Origin of the sequence: Terricaulis silvestris (genome assembly GCF_009792355.1) — a bacterium.
GTDB lineage: Bacteria > Pseudomonadota > Alphaproteobacteria > Caulobacterales > Aquidulcibacteraceae > Vitreimonas > Vitreimonas silvestris.
Map to the genome: position 1 here is coordinate 3,833,439 of NZ_CP047045.1, position 24,048 is coordinate 3,857,486.

General features: G+C 64.3%; 30 protein-coding genes. 12 read left to right on the forward strand and 18 right to left on the reverse strand.

Going from position 1 to position 24,048, the window contains the following annotated elements; all coding sequences use genetic code 11:
• Positions 1 to 9 precede the first annotated feature (9 nt).
• From rpsO to DSM104635_RS19605, 4 genes are all read left to right on the forward strand, one after another.
• The gene (gene rpsO / locus DSM104635_RS19590) at positions 10 to 279 is read left to right on the forward strand and encodes a 30S ribosomal protein S15 (protein WP_158767925.1); all 270 of its coding nucleotides are present in this window, start codon (positions 10 to 12) and stop codon (positions 277 to 279) included.
• 304 nt (positions 280 to 583) lie between these two features.
• Positions 584 to 2,818, forward strand: a complete 2,235-nt coding sequence (gene pnp, locus DSM104635_RS19595; protein WP_158767926.1) for a polyribonucleotide nucleotidyltransferase — start codon at positions 584 to 586, stop codon at positions 2,816 to 2,818.
• Positions 2,819 to 2,921: 103 nt separating this feature from the next.
• On the forward strand, positions 2,922 to 3,095 hold the full coding sequence (locus DSM104635_RS19600) for a hypothetical protein (protein WP_158767927.1): 174 nt from the start codon (positions 2,922 to 2,924) through the stop codon (positions 3,093 to 3,095).
• A 39-nt stretch (positions 3,096 to 3,134) separates the two neighbouring features.
• On the forward strand, positions 3,135 to 3,371 hold the full coding sequence (locus DSM104635_RS19605; protein ID WP_158767928.1) for a putative signal transducing protein: 237 nt from the start codon (positions 3,135 to 3,137) through the stop codon (positions 3,369 to 3,371).
• On the opposite strand, the gene DSM104635_RS19810 is transcribed toward DSM104635_RS19605, so the two are convergent.
• The 3 genes from DSM104635_RS19810 to DSM104635_RS19615 are packed head-to-tail and all read right to left on the reverse strand — an operon-like array spanning position 3,361 to position 4,776.
• Positions 3,361 to 3,519: a glycine zipper domain-containing protein gene (locus DSM104635_RS19810; RefSeq protein ID WP_228445773.1), complete on the reverse strand. Its 159-nt coding sequence runs from the start codon at positions 3,517 to 3,519 to the stop codon at positions 3,361 to 3,363. The two genes, DSM104635_RS19605 and DSM104635_RS19810, sit on opposite strands and share 11 nt — an antisense overlap.
• A gap of 59 nt (positions 3,520 to 3,578) precedes the next feature.
• Positions 3,579 to 3,953, reverse strand: a complete 375-nt coding sequence (locus tag DSM104635_RS19610; protein WP_158767929.1) for a hypothetical protein — start codon at positions 3,951 to 3,953, stop codon at positions 3,579 to 3,581.
• 4 nt (positions 3,954 to 3,957) lie between these two features.
• Positions 3,958 to 4,776, reverse strand: coding sequence for an enoyl-ACP reductase FabI (locus tag DSM104635_RS19615; RefSeq protein WP_158767930.1), 819 nt, complete (start codon positions 4,774 to 4,776; stop codon positions 3,958 to 3,960).
• A 264-nt stretch (positions 4,777 to 5,040) separates the two neighbouring features.
• Here DSM104635_RS19615 and DSM104635_RS19620 point away from each other — a divergent pair, with 264 nt between their 5' ends.
• Complete coding sequence (locus DSM104635_RS19620) at positions 5,041 to 5,502, forward strand: PadR family transcriptional regulator (protein WP_228445774.1); 462 nt, start codon at positions 5,041 to 5,043, stop codon at positions 5,500 to 5,502.
• Positions 5,503 to 5,590: 88 nt separating this feature from the next.
• The gene (locus DSM104635_RS19625; protein ID WP_158767932.1) at positions 5,591 to 5,896 is read left to right on the forward strand and encodes a hypothetical protein; all 306 of its coding nucleotides are present in this window, start codon (positions 5,591 to 5,593) and stop codon (positions 5,894 to 5,896) included.
• An 88-nt stretch (positions 5,897 to 5,984) separates the two neighbouring features.
• Here DSM104635_RS19625 and fabB read toward each other — a convergent pair whose 3' ends face one another.
• The 4 genes from fabB to DSM104635_RS19645 all read right to left on the reverse strand — a co-directional run bounded on the left by fabB (position 5,985) and on the right by DSM104635_RS19645 (position 8,938).
• A complete protein-coding gene (gene fabB, locus DSM104635_RS19630) occupies positions 5,985 to 7,199 on the reverse strand; it encodes a beta-ketoacyl-ACP synthase I (RefSeq protein ID WP_158767933.1) in 1,215 nt (404 codons plus the stop codon).
• A 10-nt stretch (positions 7,200 to 7,209) separates the two neighbouring features.
• On the reverse strand, positions 7,210 to 7,740 hold the full coding sequence (gene fabA, locus DSM104635_RS19635) for a bifunctional 3-hydroxydecanoyl-ACP dehydratase/trans-2-decenoyl-ACP isomerase (protein ID WP_158767934.1): 531 nt from the start codon (positions 7,738 to 7,740) through the stop codon (positions 7,210 to 7,212).
• Positions 7,741 to 7,819: 79 nt separating this feature from the next.
• Positions 7,820 to 8,368, reverse strand: a complete 549-nt coding sequence (locus DSM104635_RS19640) for a DUF4440 domain-containing protein (RefSeq protein ID WP_158767935.1) — start codon at positions 8,366 to 8,368, stop codon at positions 7,820 to 7,822.
• 69 nt (positions 8,369 to 8,437) lie between these two features.
• Positions 8,438 to 8,938: an SH3 domain-containing protein gene (locus DSM104635_RS19645; RefSeq protein WP_158767936.1), complete on the reverse strand. Its 501-nt coding sequence runs from the start codon at positions 8,936 to 8,938 to the stop codon at positions 8,438 to 8,440.
• Between the two features lie 135 nt (positions 8,939 to 9,073).
• Between DSM104635_RS19645 and DSM104635_RS19650 the strand changes: the two genes are divergently transcribed.
• From DSM104635_RS19650 to DSM104635_RS19660, 3 genes are all read left to right on the forward strand, one after another.
• Positions 9,074 to 10,057 (forward strand): 2-hydroxyacid dehydrogenase, encoded by a 984-nt coding sequence (locus DSM104635_RS19650; protein WP_158767937.1) that lies wholly within the window; start codon positions 9,074 to 9,076, stop codon positions 10,055 to 10,057.
• An 18-nt stretch (positions 10,058 to 10,075) separates the two neighbouring features.
• Entirely contained in the window at positions 10,076 to 11,089 is a 1,014-nt protein-coding gene (locus DSM104635_RS19655; protein ID WP_158767938.1) for an alkaline phosphatase family protein, read from the forward strand.
• A gap of 164 nt (positions 11,090 to 11,253) precedes the next feature.
• A complete protein-coding gene (locus tag DSM104635_RS19660) occupies positions 11,254 to 12,303 on the forward strand; it encodes an OmpA family protein (RefSeq protein ID WP_158767939.1) in 1,050 nt (349 codons plus the stop codon).
• A 61-nt stretch (positions 12,304 to 12,364) separates the two neighbouring features.
• Here DSM104635_RS19660 and DSM104635_RS19665 read toward each other — a convergent pair whose 3' ends face one another.
• The 9 genes from DSM104635_RS19665 to DSM104635_RS19705 all read right to left on the reverse strand — a co-directional run bounded on the left by DSM104635_RS19665 (position 12,365) and on the right by DSM104635_RS19705 (position 21,488).
• Positions 12,365 to 14,365 carry a TonB-dependent receptor gene (locus DSM104635_RS19665; protein ID WP_158767940.1) on the reverse strand — a complete coding sequence of 667 codons (2,001 nt, stop codon included), beginning with the start codon at positions 14,363 to 14,365 and terminating at the stop codon, positions 12,365 to 12,367.
• Positions 14,366 to 14,444: 79 nt separating this feature from the next.
• Complete coding sequence (locus DSM104635_RS19670) at positions 14,445 to 14,771, reverse strand: hypothetical protein (protein WP_158767941.1); 327 nt, start codon at positions 14,769 to 14,771, stop codon at positions 14,445 to 14,447.
• Between the two features lie 107 nt (positions 14,772 to 14,878).
• Positions 14,879 to 16,447 (reverse strand): alpha-amylase family glycosyl hydrolase, encoded by a 1,569-nt coding sequence (locus DSM104635_RS19675; protein WP_158767942.1) that lies wholly within the window; start codon positions 16,445 to 16,447, stop codon positions 14,879 to 14,881.
• A 38-nt stretch (positions 16,448 to 16,485) separates the two neighbouring features.
• Positions 16,486 to 16,686, reverse strand: coding sequence for a CsbD family protein (locus DSM104635_RS19680; RefSeq protein WP_228445775.1), 201 nt, complete (start codon positions 16,684 to 16,686; stop codon positions 16,486 to 16,488).
• A gap of 92 nt (positions 16,687 to 16,778) precedes the next feature.
• Positions 16,779 to 18,443 carry an alkaline phosphatase D family protein gene (locus DSM104635_RS19685; RefSeq protein ID WP_158767944.1) on the reverse strand — a complete coding sequence of 555 codons (1,665 nt, stop codon included), beginning with the start codon at positions 18,441 to 18,443 and terminating at the stop codon, positions 16,779 to 16,781.
• Positions 18,444 to 18,483: 40 nt separating this feature from the next.
• The gene (locus tag DSM104635_RS19690) at positions 18,484 to 19,482 is read right to left on the reverse strand and encodes an alpha/beta fold hydrolase (protein WP_158767945.1); all 999 of its coding nucleotides are present in this window, start codon (positions 19,480 to 19,482) and stop codon (positions 18,484 to 18,486) included.
• Between the two features lie 45 nt (positions 19,483 to 19,527).
• Entirely contained in the window at positions 19,528 to 20,127 is a 600-nt protein-coding gene (locus DSM104635_RS19695) for a DUF6624 domain-containing protein (protein WP_158767946.1), read from the reverse strand.
• Entirely contained in the window at positions 20,120 to 20,863 is a 744-nt protein-coding gene (locus DSM104635_RS19700; protein ID WP_158767947.1) for a HesA/MoeB/ThiF family protein, read from the reverse strand. Before DSM104635_RS19700 ends, DSM104635_RS19695 begins: the two co-directional genes overlap by 8 nt.
• 40 nt (positions 20,864 to 20,903) lie before the next feature.
• Entirely contained in the window at positions 20,904 to 21,488 is a 585-nt protein-coding gene (locus DSM104635_RS19705; RefSeq protein WP_158767948.1) for a hypothetical protein, read from the reverse strand.
• 98 nt (positions 21,489 to 21,586) lie between these two features.
• On the opposite strand from DSM104635_RS19705, the gene DSM104635_RS19710 reads away from it, so the two are divergent.
• The gene (locus DSM104635_RS19710) at positions 21,587 to 22,153 is read left to right on the forward strand and encodes a PH domain-containing protein (RefSeq protein WP_158767949.1); all 567 of its coding nucleotides are present in this window, start codon (positions 21,587 to 21,589) and stop codon (positions 22,151 to 22,153) included.
• Here the strand turns inward: DSM104635_RS19710 and dut are convergent.
• A complete protein-coding gene (gene dut, locus DSM104635_RS19715) occupies positions 22,150 to 22,611 on the reverse strand; it encodes a dUTP diphosphatase (RefSeq protein WP_158767950.1) in 462 nt (153 codons plus the stop codon). The genes DSM104635_RS19710 and dut overlap by 4 nt on opposite strands.
• A 74-nt stretch (positions 22,612 to 22,685) precedes the next feature.
• Between dut and DSM104635_RS19720 the strand changes: the two genes are divergently transcribed.
• Together DSM104635_RS19720 and DSM104635_RS19725 are read left to right on the forward strand one after the other, a co-directional pair.
• Positions 22,686 to 23,315, forward strand: a complete 630-nt coding sequence (locus DSM104635_RS19720) for an SRPBCC family protein (RefSeq protein WP_158767951.1) — start codon at positions 22,686 to 22,688, stop codon at positions 23,313 to 23,315.
• Positions 23,315 to 23,644: an ArsR/SmtB family transcription factor gene (locus DSM104635_RS19725; RefSeq protein ID WP_158767952.1), complete on the forward strand. Its 330-nt coding sequence runs from the start codon at positions 23,315 to 23,317 to the stop codon at positions 23,642 to 23,644. The genes DSM104635_RS19720 and DSM104635_RS19725 overlap by 1 nt, the downstream gene beginning before the upstream one ends.
• Positions 23,645 to 23,670: 26 nt before the next feature.
• On the opposite strand, the gene DSM104635_RS19730 is transcribed toward DSM104635_RS19725, so the two are convergent.
• On the reverse strand, positions 23,671 to 24,048 hold the full coding sequence (locus tag DSM104635_RS19730) for a DUF6481 family protein (RefSeq protein WP_158767953.1): 378 nt from the start codon (positions 24,046 to 24,048) through the stop codon (positions 23,671 to 23,673).

The window sequence follows — 24,048 nt, forward strand, 5'->3', positions numbered from 1 at the left end:
GGAGTCCCGATGTCGATTACTGCAGAGCGCAAAGCCGCGCTCATCAAAGATAATGGCAAGGCGAAGAACGATACGGGTTCGCCGGAAGTGCAAGTTGCGATCCTCTCCGAGCGCATCGCCAACCTCACCGAGCACTTCAAGACGCACAAGAAGGACAACCACTCGCGCCAAGGCCTCCTGAAAATGGTGAGCCAACGCCGCCGGTTGCTCGACTACGTGAAATCTCGCGATACGGCGCGCTACCAAACGCTGATCGAGAAGTTGGGTCTGCGCCGCTAAGTGCACTCTCGTCCTCTCTCCTCGTGGGAGAGGACAGGCGCACGCGAGTGCGCCAGGTGAGGGGTGCTGGCGCAACTGCTTCAGACCTCACGCGCTTTCACCCCTCATCCGTCATCGCGCTCCGCGCGCTGACACCTTCTCCCCACCGGGCCGTTTCACGGCCCGGCCCAAACAAGAACTTGGGGGAGAAGACCAAGTGACGACCCCGTTCCGATCCGCGGAACGGGCAATTGGCGCAACGAATCCGTCGTTGCGCACCGACAAGGCCTGAGGAAGCACCGGCTTCCGGCCTGGAGTTAGATGTATGTTTGATACCAAATCCGTTTCCCTCGATTGGGCCGGGCGTCCGCTTACGCTCGAAACCGGCCGCGTCGCGCGTCAAGCCGACGGCGCCGTCTACGCCACCTGGGGTGAAACCGCGCTGCTCGCGACTGTCGTGTTCGCGAAGGAAGCAAAGCCGGGGCAGGATTTCTTCCCGCTCACCGTCAACTACCAAGAAAAGTATTTCGCTTCGGGCCGCATTCCCGGCGGCTTCTTCAAGCGTGAAGGCCGACCGACTGAGCGTGAAACGCTGCTGTCGCGCCTGATCGACCGCCCGATCCGCCCGCTATTCGTCGATGGCTTCAAGAACGAAGTGCAAGTCATCATCACGGTGCTGAGCTGGGACAACGAAAACGAGTCCGATCTGCTGGCGCTGGTCGCTGCCTCCGCGGCGCTGACGATTTCCGGCGTGCCGTTCATGGGCCCGATTGCGGCCTCGCGCGTCGGCTGGATCGACGGCAAGCCGGTGCTGAACCCGACCATTCCGGACATGGCGACCTCCCAGCTCGATCTGGTCGTCGCCGGCACCGCGAACGCGATCATGATGGTCGAGTCCGAAGTGAAGGAACTGAGCGAAGAGCAAATGCTCCAAGCGCTGGCTCTCGCGCACAAGGGCATGCAGCCGGTGATCGATGCGATCATCGAACTTGCTGAGAAGGCCGGCAAAGAACCGTTCGCGTTCGATCCGCCGGATCATTCAGCGCTGCAAGCCAAGATCGTCGCCCTGGTCGGATCAGATCTCGGCGCCGCTTACAAGGTGACCAAGAAGGATGAGCGTTACGCCGCTGTCGGCGCGCTACGTGACAAGGCCAAGGCCGCGCTGGTGAAGTCCGACGCGAACCCGGACGGCGCTGACGCCAACGTGTTCAAGGAAACCTTCAAGGCCGTCGAAAGCGACGTCGTCCGCACCCGTATCGTGAAGGAAAAAGGCCGCATCGATGGCCGCGCCGTCGACAAGGTGCGTCCGATCGAGTCGATGGTCGGCTTCCTGCCGCGCACGCACGGCTCGGCGCTGTTCACCCGCGGTGAAACGCAATCGATCGTCGTCGCCACGCTGGGCACCGGCGAAGATGAGCAATTCATCGACGCGCTTTCGGGCACGACCAAAGAACGCTTCATGCTCCACTACAACTTCCCTCCCTACAGCGTCGGCGAAACCGGCCGTATGGGTGGCGCCGGCCGCCGCGAAATCGGCCACGGCAAGTTGGCATGGCGCGCGTTGAAGGCGGTGCTGCCGACGGCGGAGCAATTCCCGTACACGGTGCGCCTCGTCTCTGAGATCACCGAGTCCAACGGATCGTCGTCGATGGCCACGGTCTGCGGTTCGTCGCTCGCGCTGATGGATGCGGGCGTACCGATTTCGGCGCCGGTCGCCGGCGTCGCGATGGGCCTCATCCTCGAAGACTACGGTTTCGAAGTCCTGACCGACATCCTGGGTGATGAAGATCACCTCGGCGACATGGACTTCAAAGTCGCCGGCACCGCGAAGGGCATCACTTCGCTGCAGATGGACATCAAGGTTGCGGGTATCACGCAAGAGATCATGCAAGTCGCGCTCGACCGTGCTCACGGCGCGCGCCTGCACATTCTCGGCGAGATGAACAAAGCCATGGACGCGCCGCGCGGCGAAGTCGGCAAGAACGCGCCGCGCATCGAGCAGATCAAAATCCCGACCGACAAGATCCGTGACGTGATCGGCACCGGCGGCAAGGTGATCCGCGAGATCGTGGAAAAGACCGGCGCGAAAGTGAACGTCGAAGACGACGGCACGGTGAAGGTGGCGTCCGCCAACGCCGAGTCGATCGAAGCGGCGATCAAATGGATCAAGTCGCTGACCAGTGAACCGGAAGTCGGCCAGATCTACGAAGGCAAGGTCGTGAAGGTGATGGAGTTCGGCGCGTTCGTGAACTTCTTCGGCGCCAAGGACGGCCTGGTTCACGTGTCTCAGCTGGCGCGCGAGCGCGTCGAGAAGCCGGGCGACGTCGTGAAGGAAGGCGACACCGTGAAGGTGAAGCTCTTGGGCTTCGACGATCGCGGCAAGGTTCGTCTCTCGATGAAGGTCGTCGATCAAGCCACCGGCGCCGATCTCTCGGCCGAGATGGGCGAAGAAGCGTTGGACGAAGGTCCGCGCCGTGAACGCAGCGATCGTGGCGACCGCGGCCCGCGCCGTGGCGGCGGCGGCCGCGACCGTCCGCGCCGTGAAAGCTCGGGCGACTAAGCTCGGTACAAATGCAAACAGAAAGCCCGTCGCGAAAGCGGCGGGCTTTTTTTGTTGGCGGAGCGGTGCGGAACGAAGCCGGCGCGCGCCGTGTTGAGCACTCATGAAGGAACCGCGCACCAAACCCGAAGACGGTCCGATGCAGGATCGGCGCGAATTGGGCGAGGCGAAGCCTGAACGCCCGACGCCGCGCGATCTCGACAACACGCCTGATCATCAAGGCATCGAGATCGACCACGAACGTGAGCGGCCGCAAGGCGACGACAAGCTGCAATAGCAGCACGCGTGGCGCGCCTTGATGCGCTAGCCTTCGGGTATGGCCGACCTTGTCATCGTCGCCCGGTTTTCTTCGCGGCCAGAAGCGGTGGTCGCGCAATCGCTGTTGCGCAGCGAGGGGATCGAAACGCTGATGCCGGATTTCAATGTGCTGATGGCGGAGTTCGACCCGTCGATGATGGAGCATGGCTGGCGGCTGATGACGCACGAAGACGACGCGACGCTGGCGCAAGAAATTCTGCGTGATGCGCAACTCGGGCCGGAGCCTAGTGCGTAGGCGAGTCCGGTGGACCCTTGTTGGTGAAGGCGCCGATCGCTCCGCCAAGCGCCGCGCCGATGGCAACGCCGATCGCCACGCCAAGCGCGATGTTGTCCATCGCCGCGCCGACGGCCACCCCGATGGCGACTCCAATCGCGATCCACATGGCTAGAGTCATGCCGTGACAACGCGAGTCGCGCCATCGCGGTTCGTCGCGAAATGCAGTTAGACGTCGCCCTTGCCGGGGAAGGCCGCCCAAACCGCCAGCGCCGCCGGAATGATGACAAGGAACACATCCACGCGCGGGTCTCCGCTGCGCCGCAGCGTGAGGTCGGCGACGTGGATCAGTGCATGCGCGGCCATGAACGCGGCGCCGGCGACGGCCGCGGGCCAGTAGCGTGAGCGCCAGGCGCGCGCGATCAGCGCGACGCCGGCAACGAGGTACGCCGCACCGATGTCAGCGACAAAGTGGGGATTGAACGGCCCGGTGTGTGCGAGGCCCGGCACGGTGTCGTACCAACGCGCGCCATCGATCAGCATGAAGACGCCGTTGAGCGCGCCGACCGTGCCGAGTATGGCGGCGAGGGCGCGTTTCAACACGACATTACTCCGCGCCGCCCGTATCCGGCACGCCGACGATGTGGAAGCCGGCGTCGACGTGGACGACTTCTCCGGTGGTGGAGCGGCCGAGATCGGAAAGCAGCCAGAGCGCGCAGCCGGCGATGCCTTCCATGCTGGTGTCTTCCTTCATCACCGACCATTCGCGGCCGGTGCTGATAAGGCCGCGTCCGCCTTGGATGCCGGCGATGGCGAGCGTGCGCATGGCGCCGGCGCTGATGGCGTTGACGCGTTTGCCTTCGGGGCCGAGATCGCGCGCCATGTAGCGCGTGCAAGCTTCAAGTGCTGCTTTGGCCACGCCCATCGTGTTGTAGCTCGGCAGCACGCGTTCGGCGCCGAGATAGGTCAACGTCACCATCGAGCCACCGCGGTCCATGAGCTTCGCCGCGCGCTTGCCGGCGGCGACGAACGAGAACGCGGAAATGTCCATCGCGCGCAGAAAGTTCTCGCGCGTCGTGTTCTCGACGAACGAGCCCTTGAGTTCGCTCTTTTCGGCGAAGGCGATGGAGTGAACCAGGAAATCGAGCTTACCCCAGCTTGTTTTCAGGCGATCGAACACGGCGTCGAGGTGCGCATCATTGGACGCGTCGCATTCGAGCACGATCTGCGATCCCACGCTCTCGGCCAGCGGCCGGATGCGCTTTTCCAGCGCTTCGCCTTGATAGGTGAAGGCGATCTCCGCGCCTTGCGCCGCGAGTTGCTGGGCGATGCCCCAGGCGATCGACTTGTCGTTGGCGACGCCCATGACCAGGCCGCGCTTGCCGCGCATCAGCTCGCCCTTCGGAAACACCCACTCGTCGGCCATCGGTTCGCTCCTGAATTCGATGCGCCGCACCTGCCGACACGGGCGGGGCCGGGTCAACCCCAGCGAAACGACCTCTTGACACGATGCAGTTTAGATATATCTTACAGCTCGATATATCTAAATATAGACGGAGAAAACATGAGACATCGATTTTCTGAGCAGCATCGCGGCATGCGGAGTCCGCGCCGTGGCGAGGGCTGGGGCGCTGAGCACGGCCATTGGGGTCGGCACGGCCATGGACATGGTCCCCGGCGCGGAGGCGGCATGCGCCGCATGTTTGACCAAGGCGACCTGAAGTTCGTTGTCCTGGCGCTGATCGCTGAGAAGCCGCGGCACGGCTACGAGATCATCAAGGAGATCGAGAGTCGCGTTGGCGGCGCCTACGCGCCAAGCCCCGGCGTGATTTACCCGCTGCTGACCATGCTCGAAGAGATGGGCTTGGTGGAACTCAACGCCAGCGAGGGCGCGAAAAAAATGTTCGCCATCACCGAGCAGGGCAAGGCGGAACTCGAAACCAACAAAGCCAATGTCGACGCGCTGTTTGCGCGTATCGATGCGGCGCGTGAAAGTTTCTCAAGCGGCCGTGCGCCCCAGATTGTGCGGGCGGTTGAAAATCTGCGCCTTGCGTTGCGCCTTCGCATGGAACGAGGGCCGCTGAGCGAAGCGGAAGTCGAGAAGGTGGCTGCAGCGTTGGATACAGCAGCGCAAGTGATCGAACGCGCGTAACCGCGCACATCGCTCCTGGAACATCGGACACGGCGCCGCGTTTTGGCCTCAAGCGCGTCAAGCGCGCCGAGGTTCCAGGAGAAATGAAATGGCCGAAGAAGTCCGCGAAACCCACGTAGAGCGCGATGCTGACGGGCGCGTCGTCGATACCAAAGTGACCATCGATCGCCCGAAGCGCAAAGGCGGCGGCTTCGGCTGGGGCCTTCTGCTCGGCGTGCTGGTGATCGCCGTCGGCCTCATCACCTTCGCTTACAGCCAAGGCTCATTCCAACAAGCTGGCGTGCGAGCCGATCAAGCGACCGCGCAAGTCGAACAGCAATCGCGAACCGTGGCTGAAAACGCAGGCGACACGCTGGAAACCGCGGGCGACACCGCCGAGCAAGCCACGAATTAAGACGAGCGAAACCGCGACGTAGCTAACCCCTCGTCTCAACGGGTCGCTTTAGAGCGCCGGTCTGCTCACGCAGGCCGGCGTTCGCATGTCAGGCGGCGACGCGGGTGAAGGCGAGGCTGGCGTTCGTGCCGCCGAAACCGAACGAGTTCGACAGCACGCAGTTCAGTTCGCGGTCGACGCGCTCACGCAGGATCGGCAGATCCTCGAACGCCGGGTCGAGTTCTTCGATGTGTGCGCTTTCGCAGGCAAAGCCGTTGTTCAGCATTAGGATCGAGTAGATCGCTTCCTGCACGCCTGCCGCGCCGAGCGAGTGGCCGGTGAGGGACTTGGTGCTCGAGATCATCGGCGGCTTGGCGCCGAACACGGCGCGCACGGCTTCCATCTCTTTCAGATCGCCGACCGGTGTCGAGGTGCCGTGCGGGTTGAGATAGTCGACCGGACGATCGACGTATTTGAGCGCCATCTTCATGCAGCGCGCCGCGCCTTCGCCTGAGGGCGCCACCATGTCGTGCCCGTCGCTGTTGGCGCCGTAGCCTGCGAGTTCGGCGTAAATCTTCGCGCCGCGCTTCTTTGCGCGTTGGTATTCTTCCAACACCAGCACGCCGGCGCCGCCGGCGATGACGAAGCCGTCGCGGTTTTTGTCGTAAGCGCGCGACGCTTTTTCCGGTGTGTCGTTGTACTTGGTGCTCATCGCGCCCATGGCGTCGAACAACACCGAGAGCGTCCAATCCAGTTCCTCGGAGCCGCCGGCGAACATGATGTCTTGGCGGCCGTCGCGGATCATTTCGTACGAATTGCCGATGCAATGCGCGCTGGTTGCACAGGCCGAGCTGATTGAATAGTTCACGCCGCGAATTTCGAACGGCGTCGCGAGCGTGGCGCTTGCCGTTGAGCTCATTGCTTTCGGCACGGCGAATGGCCCCACGCGCCTGGCGCCTTTTTCACGCGTGGTGTCCGCCGCTTGCACGATCGCGCGCGCGGAGGGGCCGCCGGAGCCCATAATGATGCCGGTGCGCTCGTGGGAGACTTCGTCGTGCTGCAAGCCGGCGTCCTGAATCGCTTGCTCCATCGCAATGAAATTCCAGCCGGAGCCTTCGCCCATGAACCGCATGTTGCGCTTGTCGACGACGTCTTCGGGTTTCAGCTGGGGTTCGCCGTGAACCTGACAGCGCATGCCTTTGCCGGCGTACTCAGGCGCGGCGCGGATGCCGCTCTTGGCTTCGCGGAGGCTCGCCAGCACTTCCTGCGTATTGTTGCCGATGGAGGAGACGATCCCCATGCCGGTGACGACGACACGACGCATGTGCGGCTCCTTACTTCATCTGCGTGGCGAGCTGTTCAGGGCTGAACAGGCCGACTTTGAGATCCTTGGCCGTATAGATGGTGACGCCATCGGCTTTGGTGACGCCATCGGCGACAATCATGTGCAGTTTGCGCTGAATGACCCGCTTGGGCTGGATTTCGTAAGTGACGAGCTTGGTCTCGGGCGTGATCTGGCCACGGAATTCCACTGCGCCGACGCCCAGCGCGCGCCCGCGGCCGGGCGAGCCGGACCAGCACATGAAGAAGCCGGTCAGCTGCCACATGGCGTCGAGGCCGAGGCAGCCCGGCATGACCGGATCGCCCTTGAAGTGGCAGTCGAAGAACCAGCGATCTGGCGTGATGTCGTACTCGGCGATCACGTGGCCCTTGCCGTGGTCGCCGCCTTCGTTGGTGATCGAGGAGATGCGATCGAACATCAGCATCGGCGGTAGCGGCAGTTGCGCGTTGCCTGGACCGAACATCTTGCCCTCGCCGGCAGAGATCAGGTCTTCGTAGCTCAGCGAGGAGGGCCCAGTGGCCATGCTTTATCCCTGCAAATGAAAGGAAATTCTCGCCCGGCTTACAGGCCAGGCGCGGCAGGGGCAAGGCAAGGACGGGGCGCTAGCGGCGGCGCGCGGGGGTCTGACGCGTCGGGTCGGGGACGCGGGTTTCCGTGAGTGCCTTCCAGGCTCCAGAAGAATCACGCCGCCAAACAACGACGTAGCGGCCTTGCACGGCTTCGCTGCCGCTCATGACCTGGACGTAGCGGCCGCTGGTCATGCCCATATCGCCGGAGGACGCCACTTCGACCCGATCGGGCTGCCAGTACATCGGCCCAGCACCGGCTGGTGAGGCGAGGCCGCGAGAGACTTCGTCGGGGGTCGAGTAAATGACGCCGGGCCGGATCACCATGCCCTCGCTCGGATCGATCACCGACGCCAGGGCTCCGCCTAGCCCGGACTCTTGCGCCGTGCGGGAGAGTTGGCGCTCAAGCTCAAGCAGCTGCTGTTCGGGTGGCGCCGTGTAACGGGCGGGCGTCGCCGATGTTGCCGTGGTGGATGACGACGACGCGGTCGGCGCCGAGCCGGTTGATGGCTGCGCCAGGAATTCCGGCATGGTCTCGCAGGCGCCGAGCGCAACTGCCGCGAGAAGGAAAACGAATTGACGCATTGAAGCACCCCCGAATGGTTAAGGGGGCGCGTCGGAGGCGAACCTGTCTACAAAATTCGCGTGCGGGGCTTACGAAAGCCCGGCGCAATCGCCTCCCCAGAGCGTACCAGCTTCGACCCAACCAACACGGCCGCCGACAGCGACGCGGCGATAATCGCCGTCGCATCCCGTCAGCGCGCCGATGACGCCGGCGGACAGATAAGCCACGGGCGAGGCGTTCTCGTGCGCGGTCCGGCGCAGTGTGGCGGGCTCGGTGATGTAGACGGTGCGGCGCTGATCGAGATTCTGGGCATGCATCCACACCGTCGCGCCATCGGGATCGACGACGCGGCGCCAGGGGCCGCTCTCGGCGGTCACCTGCAGCGGCAGGCCGGCGCGCTCGTAGATCCAGTCGACGCGATGCTCAAGTCCCGGGCCGTGGCGGCCGTTGGCGCCTTCGGACTTGAGGCTGACGAAGCGCGGGACGGGCAGGTTGGAATCCGTGCCGACCGCCGGCGCGTCCAACGCTGCCGCATTTAGCGTCAATAATGCGGAAGCCGCGACGAACGCAGCGAAAATCCCACGGCGCATCTACCCAACCTTTAGCTTTTTGCCCTTCATGCCGGAAGGGAAGGCGGATGATGCGACGCCTCAGTGAAGGCCGGTTTAACACCGCTGATTGCGGCTCGCCTTGGAGGCGGCGCCGACGTGGTTTATGGAGGCTGAATGTCGAAGAAGCTTAAGGTCGTCGTCACGCGCCGCCTCCCCGATCCGGTGGAGACGCGGCTCCGCGAATTGTTCGACGCCGAGCTCAATGTCGAAGACAAACCATTCAGCGCCGATGATCTCGTCGCGGCGGTGCAGCGCGCCGACGTGCTGGTGCCGACAGTGACGGATCGTATCGACGGCCGCGTGCTGTCGCGGGCGGGCGAGCAGTTGCGCTTGATTGCGCAGTTCGGCGCCGGCGTGGACAATATTGATGTCGCCACCGCCGTGCAGCGCGGCATCACGGTGACGAACACGCCGGGCGTTCTCACCGAAGACACAGCCGACATGACGATGGCGCTCATCCTCGCGGTGCCGCGCCGGATCGTCGAAGGCGTGAAAGTGATCGAGCGCGACGAGTTCGTCGGCTGGTCGCCAACCTGGATGATGGGCCGTCGCATCTGGGGCAAGCGGCTTGGCATTATCGGCATGGGACGCATCGGCCAGGCCGTGGCGCGACGGGCGCGCGCGTTCGGCCTGCAGATCCACTATCACAACCGCCGCAAGGTTAGCCCGCACATCGAGCAGGAGCTTGAGGCGACGTATTGGGACAGCCTCGATCAGATGCTGTCGCGGATGGATATCGTCTCGGTGAACTGCCCGCACACGCCGGCGACATATCACCTGCTGAGCGCGCGGCGTTTGGCGCTGCTGAAGCCGCACGCTTATGTCGTCAACACCGCGCGGGGCGAAGTGATCGACGAAGCTGCGCTGGCGCGAATGCTGGAAAAGGGCGAATTGGCGGGCGCGGGGCTCGACGTGTTCGAGCATGAGCCGGCGATCAATCCGAAGCTGAAGAAGCTGACCAACGTCGTGCTGCTGCCGCACATGGGCTCAGGCACGCTCGAAGGCCGCATCGATATGGGCGAAAAGGTCATCATCAACATCAAGACCTTCGCCGATGGCCACAAACCGCCGGATCGCGTCATACCGGCGATGCTGTAAATACAAACGGGGGAAATCATGCGCGGCGTGCTGTTTGCATTGGCGGCGCTTGCTGCGCTGAGTTCGCCCGCGTTAGCGCAAGAGCCGCCAAAGAATGTTGTCCTCGTCACCATCGACGGTTTGCGCTGGGAAGAGCTCTTCCGCGGCGCCGATCCCGATCTCGTGCGCGATGCAGAGACGCGTGCGCGTTATGTCGATGTGCCCGATCGCGCCCAAGCGCTTGCGCCGTTCCTTTTGGGCTTCGCGCAAACCGGCGCACTGATCGGCAATCGCGACGCGGGATCGTGCGCGCTCGTGAGCAATGACTTCTGGTTCTCGTATCCGGGTTACGCGGAGATGCTTGGCGGCCGGCCCAATCCGCGCGTGCGCTACAACGCGGCCATTCAGAACGACGACGTCACCGTGCTTGAGCGGTTGATCCGCAGGCCAGAGTTTGCTGACCAAGTGCGCGTGTTTGCGGAGTGGAACGCGGTGCCAGCGATCGTCAACACGGAACGCTCGGGCATTCCGGTGTCGCTGCCGCCCGATTACGAGGCGCCGCACGATCCGCAGGTGATGACAGCTGCGCGCGAGGTGCTCGCCGACCTGCCGCGCGTGACCTGGATCAATCTAGGCGGCACCGACACCAACGCACACGCTGGCCGGTATCCGGACTACCTAGCGTCAGCCTCCGCGGCGGACGCCTTTCTGAGCGAGCTTTGGACCTCGATTGAAACCAACCCGCGCACGGCAGGGCGGACCACGCTTATCGTCACGACCGATCACGGCCGAGGCGCCTCCGCGCGCAATCGTTGGCGGGGGCACGGCAGCGGACGCTGGCGGGGCATCGTTGTCCCAGGCCTGCGCCACGTCGGCTCCGACGCGGTGTGGATCGCGGCTCGCGGCCCCGGCATTGGCGGCGGTTCTTACGGGATGGAAAATTGCGCAACGGTCTCGCAGGTGGCGGCGACGATGCTGCGGAGTATCGATTTGGACGAGGAACGCCAGTCCGACATGGCGCCGGCGCTCGACGTTTTCGCGACAGCACCGTGACATTCCCCAACGGTGCGAAAACGGACCTTCGCGCGTCGTTTACAACGCCGTAACCTCGGTTCGGTTCCGAACAAAAATCGTTTAACGGCGCACGTTTCGAGGCGTACAAGGTGGTATCCGGGGTCGGCAAGAAAGCCCGCTCTCGCGAACCCAAGGGGACTGCCATGATCAAGAACCTAAAGCGCACGCTCGCGCTCGCCGCATTGATGGCGGGAGCAGGCGGCGCGGCGCACGCGACCGAAGGCTGGTATGGGCGCGCCGATGCCGGCTATTCCGTCGGCGGCGATCTCGATGTCGACCAAGCGACCGAGGCGTTCGATCTCGAAAACAACTGGATGGGAAGCGTGGGGCTAGGCTACGCGCTCCACAACAGCGGCTTCCGTTTTGAGGGTGAACTTGCGTACCGCGACAATGATCTCGAAGAAAACCCGCCGGCGCTGACCGAAGGCGAGGTGCAGGCGACGTCTCTGATGTTCAACGCCTACTACGATTTCAACCGCGGCGGCCGTTACGAGCCGTATGTCGGAATCGGCGTCGGCGCCGCGCAGCTTGAAGCGCAAGCGCTTTTCAACGGCGCCAACGATCAGTTCGACGAAGAGGACACTGTCGCCGCGTATCAGGCCATGGCGGGCGTCGCCATCGGCCTCAGCGAACGGCTCGATCTCGACATCGGTTATCGCTATTTCGTAGCGCCGGATGCCGAGTTCGACGGCCTGCAAGACAGCGTGGTGCCAACCACGTACGCCGCTGACTACACGCACCAAGCCGTGACTGTCGGACTGCGCTACCAGTTCGGCGCCGCGGCAGCTCCGCCGCCACCGCCGCCACCCCCGGCCCCGCCGCCAGCGCCACCGCCGCCGCCGCAAGCGGTCTGCCCGGCTGCGGACTTCGTGGTGTACTTCGAGTGGGATCGCTCGAACTTGAACCAAGCTGCTCTCGAAACCATTGACGCCGCAGTCAACCGCGCCCGTCAGTGCAACATCGGCGGCATCGTGGTTGTCGGCCACACCGATACGTCAGGCTCGACAGCGTACAATGCGGGCCTGTCGGAACGGCGTGCCGGCGTGGTGCGCGAGGCTCTCGTGGCGCGTGGCATCGCGACGGGTTCGATCCGTTCGGAAGCGCGCGGTGAAACCGACCTCGCCCGTGCGACGCGCGACGGCGTGCGTGAGCCGCTCAACCGCCGCACCGCGGTGACGATCAGCTTCCGCTAATCGCCCATCCACGGCTGAACTAAGCGAACGGGCCCGGAGCAATCCGGGCCCGTTTTGTTTGCTAGAATTCTGTCGTCAGCGTCAGCCGCACGTTGCGGCCCGGGAGCGGGAGTTCGTCCTTCAGGAACGAGCTGTGCACACGGCCAAGTTCATCGGTGAGATTGCGGCCATCGAGACGGATCGTCCACGCGCCGTCCTCCCCTTGCGGCCGGAAGGCAAAGCTGGCGTTGAGGAAGGTGTAGCCGTCCGTCGCCGTTTCGAACGCCGCGAGGCGATCCTGCTCTGCGGTGTCGACGATCGCGACACGCCCCGTCCAGTTCGGGTTCTCCGCTTCAAGACCAAGCGTGAGCGCCTGCGGCGGAATGCGCGGTGGGTGACCGCCATCGTCGAAATCGGCGCGGACGAGATCGAGTGCGGCTTCGCCAGTGAACGTGAAACCCGCTGCCTCGAACAGGCGCGCCGCGACGGAGATTTCACCGCCGCTGAACGTCGCGTCCTGCTGCGTGAAGGTGAACACAGGTAGGATGTTGTCGGCGCCGGCAGGCGCCGATCCTTCGTCTGGTGCGAAGCCGCTGGTGTCGTTGTCCTCGTCGATCCACCAGACGTCGCCGCGCTCCACCAGTGCGATATAATCCTCGAAGCCGATGCGGAAGAGATTGATCTCGAACCGCACTGGCCCGCTGTCATAACGAAGCGAGCCTTCGATGGAGAGCGCGGTCTCCTGACCGATGTCGGGATCGCCGATTTCAAAGTTGGCGGTGGCGAGGTGAGGGCCTTCGGCGAAGAGCTCGATCCCCGTCGGCGCGCGCTCGGTGTGCGCGATTGTGGCGCCGGCGAACCAGTTCTGCGCGGGACGGAAAAATATCCCCGCTGAGGCGCTTACATTGTCGAACTCGCGTGCGCCGTTGGTTTCGTTGTCGATTTCACGACGCTCGAACCGGAAGCCACCTTCGAGCCCCCACCGCCCGAGGTCGTAGCGCTCGACGGCGAAGACACCAAGATCTTGGGTGTTCGTCGGTGTGATGAAGGCTTCGTCGCCTTCGGCGGCGAAGTCGACGTCAGTGGCCTGCAGGCCGATCGCGCCTCGCAGCTGGTCGCCGCCGTGATGCGCTTCGACGCGCGCCTCCCAGCCCTCGCTGGTGAAGCGGGTGCCGGCTTCGCCGCTGCCTTCAAACTCGGTGTGTTCGTAGTCGGACGTCTGCGCACCCCAATCGAGGCGATCGAACGGACCCGCATCGATGCGGATATCGCCGCGGGTTTCGATGCGGGTTTGCTCCATCTCGATGTGCCCACCGGGTTCGCCGACGCCTTCAGGCAGCAGGCCATAATTGTCCTCGGTGCGTTTGATGGCGACGCCGCCGAAGCCCCAGTCCTGCGCCAGCGATGCCCCAACGGCGTAGGTGCGAAGATCTGTCCATGAGTTTGGCGCTTCGCCGATGGGAGTGTCGTAATTGTTGGTATCGCGCGATGCTGCACTCAGGAGGATCGAGACGTCGCCAAGGCCGAAGCCGAGATTGCCGTTGGCTTGCGTGCCTTCGTCGACGCTGGAGTAGCCGGCGAGGCCGTTGAAGGTCACGCCATCGATCGCGCGGGTTGGGATCGATTGGTCGATCACGTTGACGACGCCGCCAATGGCGTTGCCGCCGTAGGCGAGCGCGGCCGCGCCGCGCAGTATTTCGATGCGCTCGGCGTCGAGGCCGTCAGCCGTGACCGCGTGATCGGGAGAGGCGGTGGAAGCGTCGATCGCGCCGATGCCGTTTTGCAACACGCGGACGCGGTCTTCGCCAAGGCCGCGGATGATGGGCCGGCTCGCGCCTGCGCCGAAGAACGTGGTGGAGATACCCGGCGTGGCGTCGAGTGTATCGCCAAGGCCGCCGTTGAGCTGCTCGATGATATCTTCGCGGCGCAGCACCTCGGCGCCTTGGAGGCTTTCGATGCGCGAGCCTTCGAGTGGCGCGGTGACGACGATTTCGGGTTCGTCATCGGTTCGTTGGGCGAATGCGGTGACAGGAAATAGTGCGGTCGCGGCGGCGAGCGCGCGCAGGGATACGGAGAATTTCATGACGTGCCTCTAAGCGTGATGGGAGCGCGCGTGAGACGCGCGCAGTCAGGCGCTCACGATGGGCGAGCGCGTTCGGTGCTTAGGCGGCGATAGGTGGTGCGCGGCTTTGCCAGGAGTGCGTTACGGCGCGGGGCGCGAGGCGGATCGCAACGGCCGCAGCTTCGTTGGCGCCGACGGTGTGGGCTGCGAGCGCACGCGACACCGTTAGTGTCGTGTGGCAGGTGCTAGTGACGATGTCGCAGATCCTGGCTTTGTCATCGGCGTCGGAAACGTGAACAGCGCCATCGGTGTCGCCGGCGGTGCGCTCGTGAGCAGCGACTGTCAGGACGCCCGAGGCGTGGATGTGGGTTTGAACCGCGAACGCTTGCAGGAAAACCGCGAGCATGGCGGCGAACACAAACGCCATCCGCGCGCCGGATCGGCGCGGGCGGGCGTGAGCATCGCTTCTGCGGGTCTCTGTCATCGCGAAGCAGACGTTACAGTGTAACGCCGCCGCTTGACTAGCCCGTTCGCTCAGATTGCGATGAACGCAGCGGAATAGCCGCCGAGCGACACGCCCCCCGGCTGCTCGGCGACCTCGCCGACCGCGAGCTGGAGTGCCCCGGACGCGGGCCGCAGCACGGTGTCTGGCCCGAGATTGAAGAGGCACAGCACGCGCGCGTCGTCGATGCGCCGCTCAAACGCCAGCACCGGTTCCGGGGCATCAAGCGCGAAGAACGCGCCTTCGGCAAGCGCCACGCTGTTGCGGCGAAAGGCAATCATCTTGCGCGTGAAGGCAAGCATGGAATCGTCGCCCGTTTGCGCATCGACCGAGAGTGCGCGATGGCTCGGGTCGAGCGGAAGCCAAGCGTCGGTGGCCTGCGTGAAGCCCGCCATGTTCGCATCGCGCGACCACGGCATCGGCGTACGCGCACCGTCGCGGCCAATGCCCGATGGCCAAAACGCAATCGCCTCCGGATCGCGCAAGCGTTCCAGCGGCACGTCGGCGTGTGGCAAGCCAAGTTCATCGCCTTGATATAAAAAAGCCGTGCCGCGCAGGGAGAGCAACAGCGCAAGCATGAGCTTGGTGCGTTGCGGATCGTTGTCCGCGAGGCGCGTGGGGAAGCGGACGACATCGTGGTTTGACAGTGACCATGACGGCCATCCCTCGGCGCCCTCCCACTGATCCATAGCGTCCTTGATGACGGTGGGCGTCAGCGCGCGCTGGCGCAACAGGAAGAACGAATAGGCTGTGTGGAGGCGGTCTGGACCATCCGTGTAGTCGCGCTGCACCTTGAGTGGCTCTTCATCCTCGATCTCGCCCACCGCTATCGCGCCGTACTGATCAAGCAGCGCGCGCAGACGCGCGACGAACTGAAGCGTTTCCGGTTGCGTGCGATCGTAGAGGTGGCGCTGGAACTGATGTGGACGCGGCGGCGCACGTTTCAGCGTCGTGATCGGCGGATTGTCGCGCAGCTGCGCGTCGTGGGTGAAGAAGTTTACGACATCGAGCCTGAAGCCATCGACGCCACGCTCGAGCCAAAAGCGTGCAACATCCAGCAATGCGTCCTGCACAGCGGGGTTACGCACATTGAGATCGGGCTGCTCCGGCAGGAAGTTGTGCAGATAGTATTGTCGCCGCCGCGCGTCCCAGGTCCAAGCGCAGCCGCCGAACATGGCTTGCCAATTGTTTGGCGGCGATCCATCGGCCTTCGCATCGGCCCAGACGTACCAATCTGCGCGCGGGCCATCGCGGCTGGCGCGACTTTTGGCGAACCATGCGTGCTGATCGGACGAATGCGACCAGACTTGATCGATGATCACTTTGAGCCCGAGCTCATGCGCGCGCTCGATCAGCGCATCGGCGTCGGCGAGCGAGCCGAACAGCGGATCGACGGCGCAATAACCGCTTACGTCGTAGCCGTAGTCCTTCATCGGCGAGCGAAAGAACGGCGAAAGCCAGATGGCGTCGACGCCAAGCGATGCGATGTGACCCAGCTTCGCGATCGCACCGCGAAGATCGCCAACGCCGTCGCCGTCAGAGTCGCAGAACGAGCGCGGGTAGATTTGGTAGATCACCGCGCCGCGCAGCCAATCAGTCATGTGCTAGCCATGGCCGAGGTCGCGGCGCGGTGCAACTGTCAGCCGAGGCTTGTGATCCAGTGATCGACGTGGCGCTCGGCAAGGTCGCGCTCGATGCCGTACCGCGACTGCACGCAGCCGACGAGCGCGTTGCGGCCGGTTTGGGCGAGGCTGAGGTCCTCGTCCGTCAACCGTCCCCAGCGGTCTTGCATATGGCTGCTATAACGTTCCCAATCTGCTTTGATGGACTCCCAATTCATGAAAGCGCCTCCGCAACGCGCTTCTGCCCCAGCGCGTGAAAACGGCCGAGGCTGAGTCGCGTTCCGTGAAACGCCGGCCATGTTGTGGAGAGCTAGACGTTTTGCACGGACCATGCGCCAGGGCCGGCGCTGGAGCTTGCGGCGGCGTTCATGCGCGTAACAATTGGTGTGGGCGCCTGCGGCGTGCGCACGTTGTCGAAGCCGATCCATTCCGCGTTGCAAGACTCGCGCGTAAATTTCAACGCGCCGTAACCGCGGTTGGTGAGTTCGCAAAACGCGAGGTTTGGGTTGCCGGCGCGCATCACGCTTTCGCGCTCGCCGGGTTGTGCGTTGGAGAGCGAGCGTTCGAAGCCTGGCGAGGTCACGCTGCCGCCAGCGAATTCGAGTGCGGCCAGACGCGCGCCGCCCGCGGCGGGCAGATTGTTGACCCAGCAATTGTGGCTGTCGCCGCCGAGCACGACGACGTTGTTGGCGTTGTCGACGCAGGCTTGCAGGAATCGCGCGCGAGCGGCGGGATAGCCGCCCCAGGAATCCAGATTCCACGGCAAGCCCAGCGCGCTAACGCGCTCGCCAGATTCGAACCACGCGCGCGAACCGGCGGGCATGTCTGAGGGCAGAAGGCGCGTTAGCCCAGACGTTGCGAGCTGTTCGCCCATCACCACTTGCTGCGTCACCACTTGCCATGTCTGGCCGCGTTGCTTCGATGCGGCGAAGGTCTCGCTCAGCCATTGCTCCTGCGCGCTGCCGAGCAGCGTGCGACTGGGATCATCCAGCACCGTGCGGCGGAATTCGGCGGCGAGCGCGTTTGCATCGGCGCCGCCCTCGGCCAAGCGCGGCAGCAACGTGTTGCGATAGTCGAGCTGACGATCGCGGCCGATGTAGCGGGTGTCGAGCAGCAGGATGCGGGCGAGATCACCCCAATCGACGCTGCGATAGATTCGCGCGCTCCGCGCTTCAGGGCGGCGGATCGGCATCCAGTCGAAATAGGCTTTCGACGCAGCGACGACGCGGTCGGCCCACGTTCCTTCGAACTCAGGCTGGTGATTCTGCGCGCCCTCGCGCCATGTGTCGTTGGTGATCTCGTGATCATCCCAGACGACTGACATCGGCTTCAGGCGTCGCAGCTCCTGCAGGTCCGCGTCTTCGTGGTACGCGCCGTAGCGCTGATAATAGTCCGAGAGCCGCACGATCTCGGTCAACGGATCGATCAGCCGGCCCGGCACGGTGTCCTGGTCGCTTGGATAATTGCCGCGCGCGTACTCGTAGATGTAATCGCCGGTATGAAGCACGAGGTCGATGTCGTCGCGTGCGGCGGCATGGCCGTAGGCATGGAAGTAGCCGAAGGGAAGATTGGCGCAGGAGAACACGGCGACCGAAAGGCTGTCACCACCCGACGCCGGCGCGGTGCGCGTGAGGCCGGTGAGCGATGGGCCGGACCCGGACAAAAAGCGGTAGAAGTAACGCCGGCCTGGTGCGAGCCCACGTGCATCGGCCTTCACACAGAAATCGTTGATGATCGGAGCGCGCGCTTCGCCGCGCTGAGTCACGCGTGTGAAACTCTCGTCTTCGGCGATCTCCCAGCCGATCGCGCCTTCGCCGCCGACGAAGCGTGTCCACAGCACCACGCCGTCCGGCAGCGGATCGCCGGAGGCGACGCCATGGGTGAAGACGCCGCTCGCAAGGTTCTGCGCCCAGGCGGGGCGAATGGCTGCCGTGACCGAAGCGGCGGCGAGCAGGGTGCGGCGGGAGATCAACATGGCGCCGCCGTTAGCCTGTCTGTGCAACACGGATGTGACGCTACTGTAGCGCGAGTTCGGGTGAATAGACCTGATACAAGAACTCATGCACCGCCATGGCGGACTCCGCCGGTCGCTCCTCCTGCGGAATGTGCCCGACATTCTCAAATGTGATGAGTTGTGAGCCGGCGATAGCGTCGTGGAATTGCTGAGCGTGCTCAGGCGGCACGAGCCGGTCCTGATCGCCGGTAAGGATCAACACGGGCATGCGCAGCGGCGCCAGGCGCTCGGGCGTTGCGAAATTGCGCTCGCGGAAGCCTAGCGTCATTTGCAGCAGAATGTCGCGATGGCCCGGGGCGCGCGCGAGTTCGGAATACCGACCAACCATGGCATCGGTGACCAGTGATCTATCGACAAAGGACGCTTCCAGCCCGTCGCGGATGAGGCGCGTGTTGTCGAGCCGCGACATCGCCGGCCCGAGCACCGGATTTCGAAGTAGCTTGAACACGGCTGGCTCTTCTGAGAGATCCGCCCGGACTTCCGGCCAACCGGACGCATCCACGAGAATGAGCGCGTTCACTTGATCGGGATGCGCGAGGGCATATTCCCAGGCGACGTTGCCGCCCATCGAGCTGCCGGCGAGCGCGAAGCTTGTTAGATTTTGTGACTGCACGAACGCCGCGACGACATCGCGGAAGACTTCGATGGAGGCCTGGTAACCGGCGGGGGCGCGCGTGAGGCCATGACCCGGCAGATCGATCGAGATGACCCGATAGTCGTTGATCCGGTCCTCGCCCGTGGCAAGTGCGTTCACCCACGGCTCCCACGTTTGCAGCGATGCGGAGAACCCGTGGATCAGAAGCAGCACCGGCGCATCCGGCGAACCCTCGTCGCGATAATGCATGCGGATGCCGCCGGGCAGATCGGCGTAGCGTGATGCTGGGCTCTCATAACGGGTGGCGAGCGTCTCGTAGGGGATGTCATCGCGCTTCAGCACGAAGTAGCCGCCGACGACGATCACCGCGATCAGACCGGCTAAACCAAGGAGCCACTTCAACATGTCCACTCTCCGCTGCCGCTTAGAGAAGCGGAAGAGGGGTGAAGGTCAAGCGCGCCAGCCGACGCGGCGCGCCCAGGCTTCGAATTCGGCGCGACGTTGCGCGACATCGACAGGGGCGCGTTCGCCTTCCGCAGCGGCGCTCGCGCGCGTTTCGGCGATGGAGTCCGCAATCGGCGGCAGGCCGACGCTTGCGCGGCGGTCATCTAACGTGGCGGGGTCGCGCGTTGGGCCGGGGGAGAGCTGGCCGTTGGCGTCCCAGTCGAATTGCGTGGCGAAGGTTTGCTCGCCGCCTTCGAAAATGGCGATGCGGTCAGCGAGATACGCGGCGTCGAGCGCGTTGGCTTGGCCTTCTGGGATGGCGTCGAGCATTAGCGCGAGGGCGCGGCGTTGCAGGGCGGGACGCGCGATCGCGTGCTGGATGATGAGAAATGCTGCGCCGGCGCCCTCATCACTGAGCGCGTGGCGGCCGGGCCAGCCGATGGCGCCGATCACGCGCTCAAGCAGATCGGCGTTGGCGTTGTGCACGGCTTCCATTTCTGGGTGGTAGCCATTGAACAACTCGCCGCTCCGCGCGAGACGCGTGCGCGTTTCGATGTCCTTGCGCGCGGCTTCAATCAGCAGCGCGCGCCAGTCCGGCTCACTCATGGCTGCACACCGGGCAGGCGGGATCGCGCCGCAGTGCGATCGTGCGCGATGTCGCTGCCAGGCCATCGTAGAGCAGAAGGCGTCCAGCGAGACCTTCTCCCGCGCCTGCGATTTCCTTGATTGCTTCCAACGCCATGATCGAACCGATCACGCCGGTCAGCGCGCCGACGATGCCGACTTGCGCGCACGTTTCGGCGTCGGGCGGCGTGTCGGGAACGAGGCAACGATAACAGGGGCCTCCGCGTTTGAACGTAGAGACTTGTCCGCTCCACCGGCCCACGGCGCCAGAGATCAGCGTCACGCCCAACGCACGGCACGCGGCGTTGACGGCGAAGCGCGTTACGAAATCGTCGGTTCCATCGAGTACGAGGTCCGCGCCAGCGAGCATTTCGGCGGCGTTCGCATCGGTGATGCGCGTCCGGCGCGGATCGAGATCGACGTTTTGATTAAGCGCTGCGATTGCCTCAGATGCACTTGCGACCTTCGGTATGCCGATATCGTCGCTCGTGAAGGCGATCTGACGCTGCAAGTTCGAGAGCGAAACGTCGTCGTCATCGATTAAGCGCAGCCGCCCGATACCCGCCGCAGCGAGATAAAGCGCTACCGCCGATCCAAGTCCGCCGACCCCGACGATGGCGACGGTAGCCGCCTTCAGCCGCTGTTGTCCCGGCCCGCCGAACTCCTTGAGCAGGATATGGCGCGCGTAGCGCTGGCGTTCGTCGTCGGTGAAACTCACGCGCGCAACGTAGGCGTTTATCTGCGTTCAACCAAGCGGGTCACGGCGCGGGGGCAGGCGTGGGCTGCGCGCAGCTCTGGAAGCGGAAGGCGCCGGGCGGCAAGTCGATGCGCGCGGCGTAGAGCGAAGCGAAAGCGTCAGGCATGTAGACGTAGGCGGGCGCGATAGAATCGTAGCGCGGCATGTCGTTGATGGCGTGCATGGTCGAGTCGAACAGGCTCACCCGCACACGCGCGCCACCAGCTGCTGGGCGGAAGTAGCTTGCCAGCGTCTGATACTTCGGCCCTTGCGGCAGGAACGCGTTATCCGGCGCGAACGTGTAGTTGGTCTGCGTTGAGGTCACTTGAATGACGATGTTCACGTTGCCGGGCGTGCGGAAGCGCTCGTCATAGACGTCCAAGCCATCGCCCTGGTTGATCGCCTCGAAGCGGAGCCGCAGCCGCGCGTCTTCGTTGTACTCATAGACCGCGTTCGCCACGGTGCAATCTTCGGCCACCGGCAACACCGGCGGCGGCGCTTCGGCGAACATGCCGGTCGAAGGCGTTGTTGTGGCCGACTGGCGGTACAAAAAGTATCCGGCGATCCCGATAACAACCGCAATGGCCACAAAAATCAGCGCTCTCATGTGTTGCGTCTCCCTGAGCGCGAGATTACGCGCCGCGCCGCCGGGCGTCGAGGCGATTCCGGAGCGGAACGTCCGCGCTGACGATGCGTTGGCTTTGCATGCGTTATATCGACGAGAGCCTGGCGCCAGGCGAAACCATCATCGCACGCGGCAAATGGCCGACTTTGTTCTGGGTCGGCGCATGGGCAGAGCTTCTCCTGCTAGGCATCATTATCGTCGGCGTTTTCATATTTGTCGGCATGGCGATCAAAATGCTGACCACGGATTTCGCCGTCACCAACCGGCGCGTCATCCTGAAAGAGGGCTGGCTGAACCGCAAAACACACGAACTCGCCGTGGAAAGCGTCGAAGGCGTGTCGCTGGATCAATCGATCTGGGCGCGTATCTTCGGCTATGGCCGCGTGGTCGTGACCGGCACCGGCGAAGCGAGAATCCTGTTCCCGCCAATGGCGCGTCCCGTGGATTTCCGCCGCGCCATCGAGGCGGCGCGCGTCGATTGCGGCGGTGAGGTGCATCTCGCGCACGATGATCGCGCGGCGCTGGAACGAGCCGCAGTCGCAAACGAAGACGCGGCCAACGTCAACGAGCCAGTTGCCGAAGAGGAAGAAGCAGAAAAGCCCCGCCGTCGCCCGCCTAGCTTTATTGGCCTGCGCTCGCGCCGCTAACCGCGGCCTGTGGAGCCGAAGCCGCCCGCGCCGCGCGCGGTTTCGCTCAGCGTTTCGACGACGTCCCATTCGCCTTGCGTCACGGGCGCGAGCACCATCTGCGCAATGCGCTCGCCCCGTTTGATGACGAACGGCTCCTGGCCGAGATTGATCAGGATCACTTTCACTTCGCCGCGATAATCAGCGTCGATCGTGCCGGGCGTGTTGAGGCAGGTGACGCCGTGCTTCAGTGCGAGCCCCGAGCGCGGACGGATTTGCGCCTCGTATCCAGCAGGCAACGCAATGGTCAGTCCGGTTGGTGCGAGCACGCGTTGACCGGGCGCGACCGTCATCGGTTCGTCTTTGGCCACGGCCGCACGCAAGTCCATGCCGGCGGAGAGCGCCGTCTCGTAGGCGGGCAGGGCCAACCCTTCGAAATGCGGCAGGGTGGCGACTTCGATTCTGACAGTCTTGCTCATGGTGATGAACCTAGCCGGATTCGCCTTGCCTTCATATAAGTGGTGGCTTATATGACTCCGCGAGGAGAACGGATATGAGTATCGACGTCCCGAGCCTGATCGGCGCCGTTACGCGTGAAGTCCGCAACGTGGAACGTGAAGGGCGTACGGCTCGCGTTGTATTGGCGACGCGGACGTATGACACCAGCGTCGAGGACCTGTGGGACGCCATCAGCAACGCCGAACGGCTGCCGCGCTGGTTCGCGCCTGTCACGGGCGACTTCAAGCTCGGCGGCAAATACCAAGTGCAAGGCAACGCCAGCGGCACGATCACGCGCTGCGAGCCGCCGAAGCATTTGGCGCTGACTTGGGAGTTTGGCGGCGGCGTGAGTTGGGTCGAGGTCGATCTCGCCAAGGACGGCGACGGCGCGCGCCTGGAACTGCGCCACATCGCGTATCCCGAAGCACATTGGGATCAGTTCGGCGCGGGCGCAGTCGGGATTGGCTGGGAGCTCGGATTGTTGGGGCTCTACTTGCACCTCAGCAACCCGAGCCAAGCAAAGCCGCCGGAAAGCGATCCGGCCTGGGGCGCGACGGATGAAGCCAAGAGCTTCATGCGTGCGTCGGGCGATCGCTGGGGTGAGGCCGAGGCGGCGGTCGAAGATCGCGAAGTCGCGCTGAAGCGCGCGGAGACGACGAAGAAATTCTACTGCGGCGAAAGTTGATGCACGCGTTCGACGTTCTCGGTGATCCAGTGCGGCGGCGGATTCTGGAGTTGCTGGCGGAGGGCGAGCATGCGTCTGGCGAAATCTTGGACGTTATTCAGGCGGAGTTCGGCATCAGCCAACCGGCGGTGTCTCAGCATCTGAAGGTGCTGCGCGAGAGTGGTTTCGCCAACGTGCGGAGCGAGGGGCCGCGCCGCATCTACGCCCTGGACGCAGTGCCGCTCAAACAAGTCGACGAATGGGTCGAGCACTTTCGCGGCTTCTGGGAGATCAAGCTCGACGCGCTGGCGACCGAGGTCGCGCGCGGCAAGAAGAAACGGAAAAGCTGAACCTGCGCGGCTAGTCCGCGTGGCGCTTACTTCTGGCGCGCTTTGCGCGCCGCGTATTTCAGGTCGCGGCGGGCCTTTTGCTCGAACGAGAGGATCTCCGCAGCTTCTGCGTCTTCGGCTGCCTTGCGCACGGCTTCTTCGGCGGCGAAGCGCTCGGCGTCGACTTCGGCCTGGGCCTTGGCTTCGGCGGCGAGCTTGCGCTCGAGCTTTTCGAGTTCGACGCGTTCGCGGCGGCGCTGCTCAGCCTCGACGCGCTTTTCCTCGCGGGCCTTGGCTTCAGCGGCGCGTTGCGCGGCGATCTCGGGATCAACCGGCGCCGTCGCCTTGGTCTTGAACTTGTCCAGCATCGCCTTCTTGGCGGCTTCGGCGGCTTCGCGGCGTTCGTTGTGGTTCTGGAAGCTCAT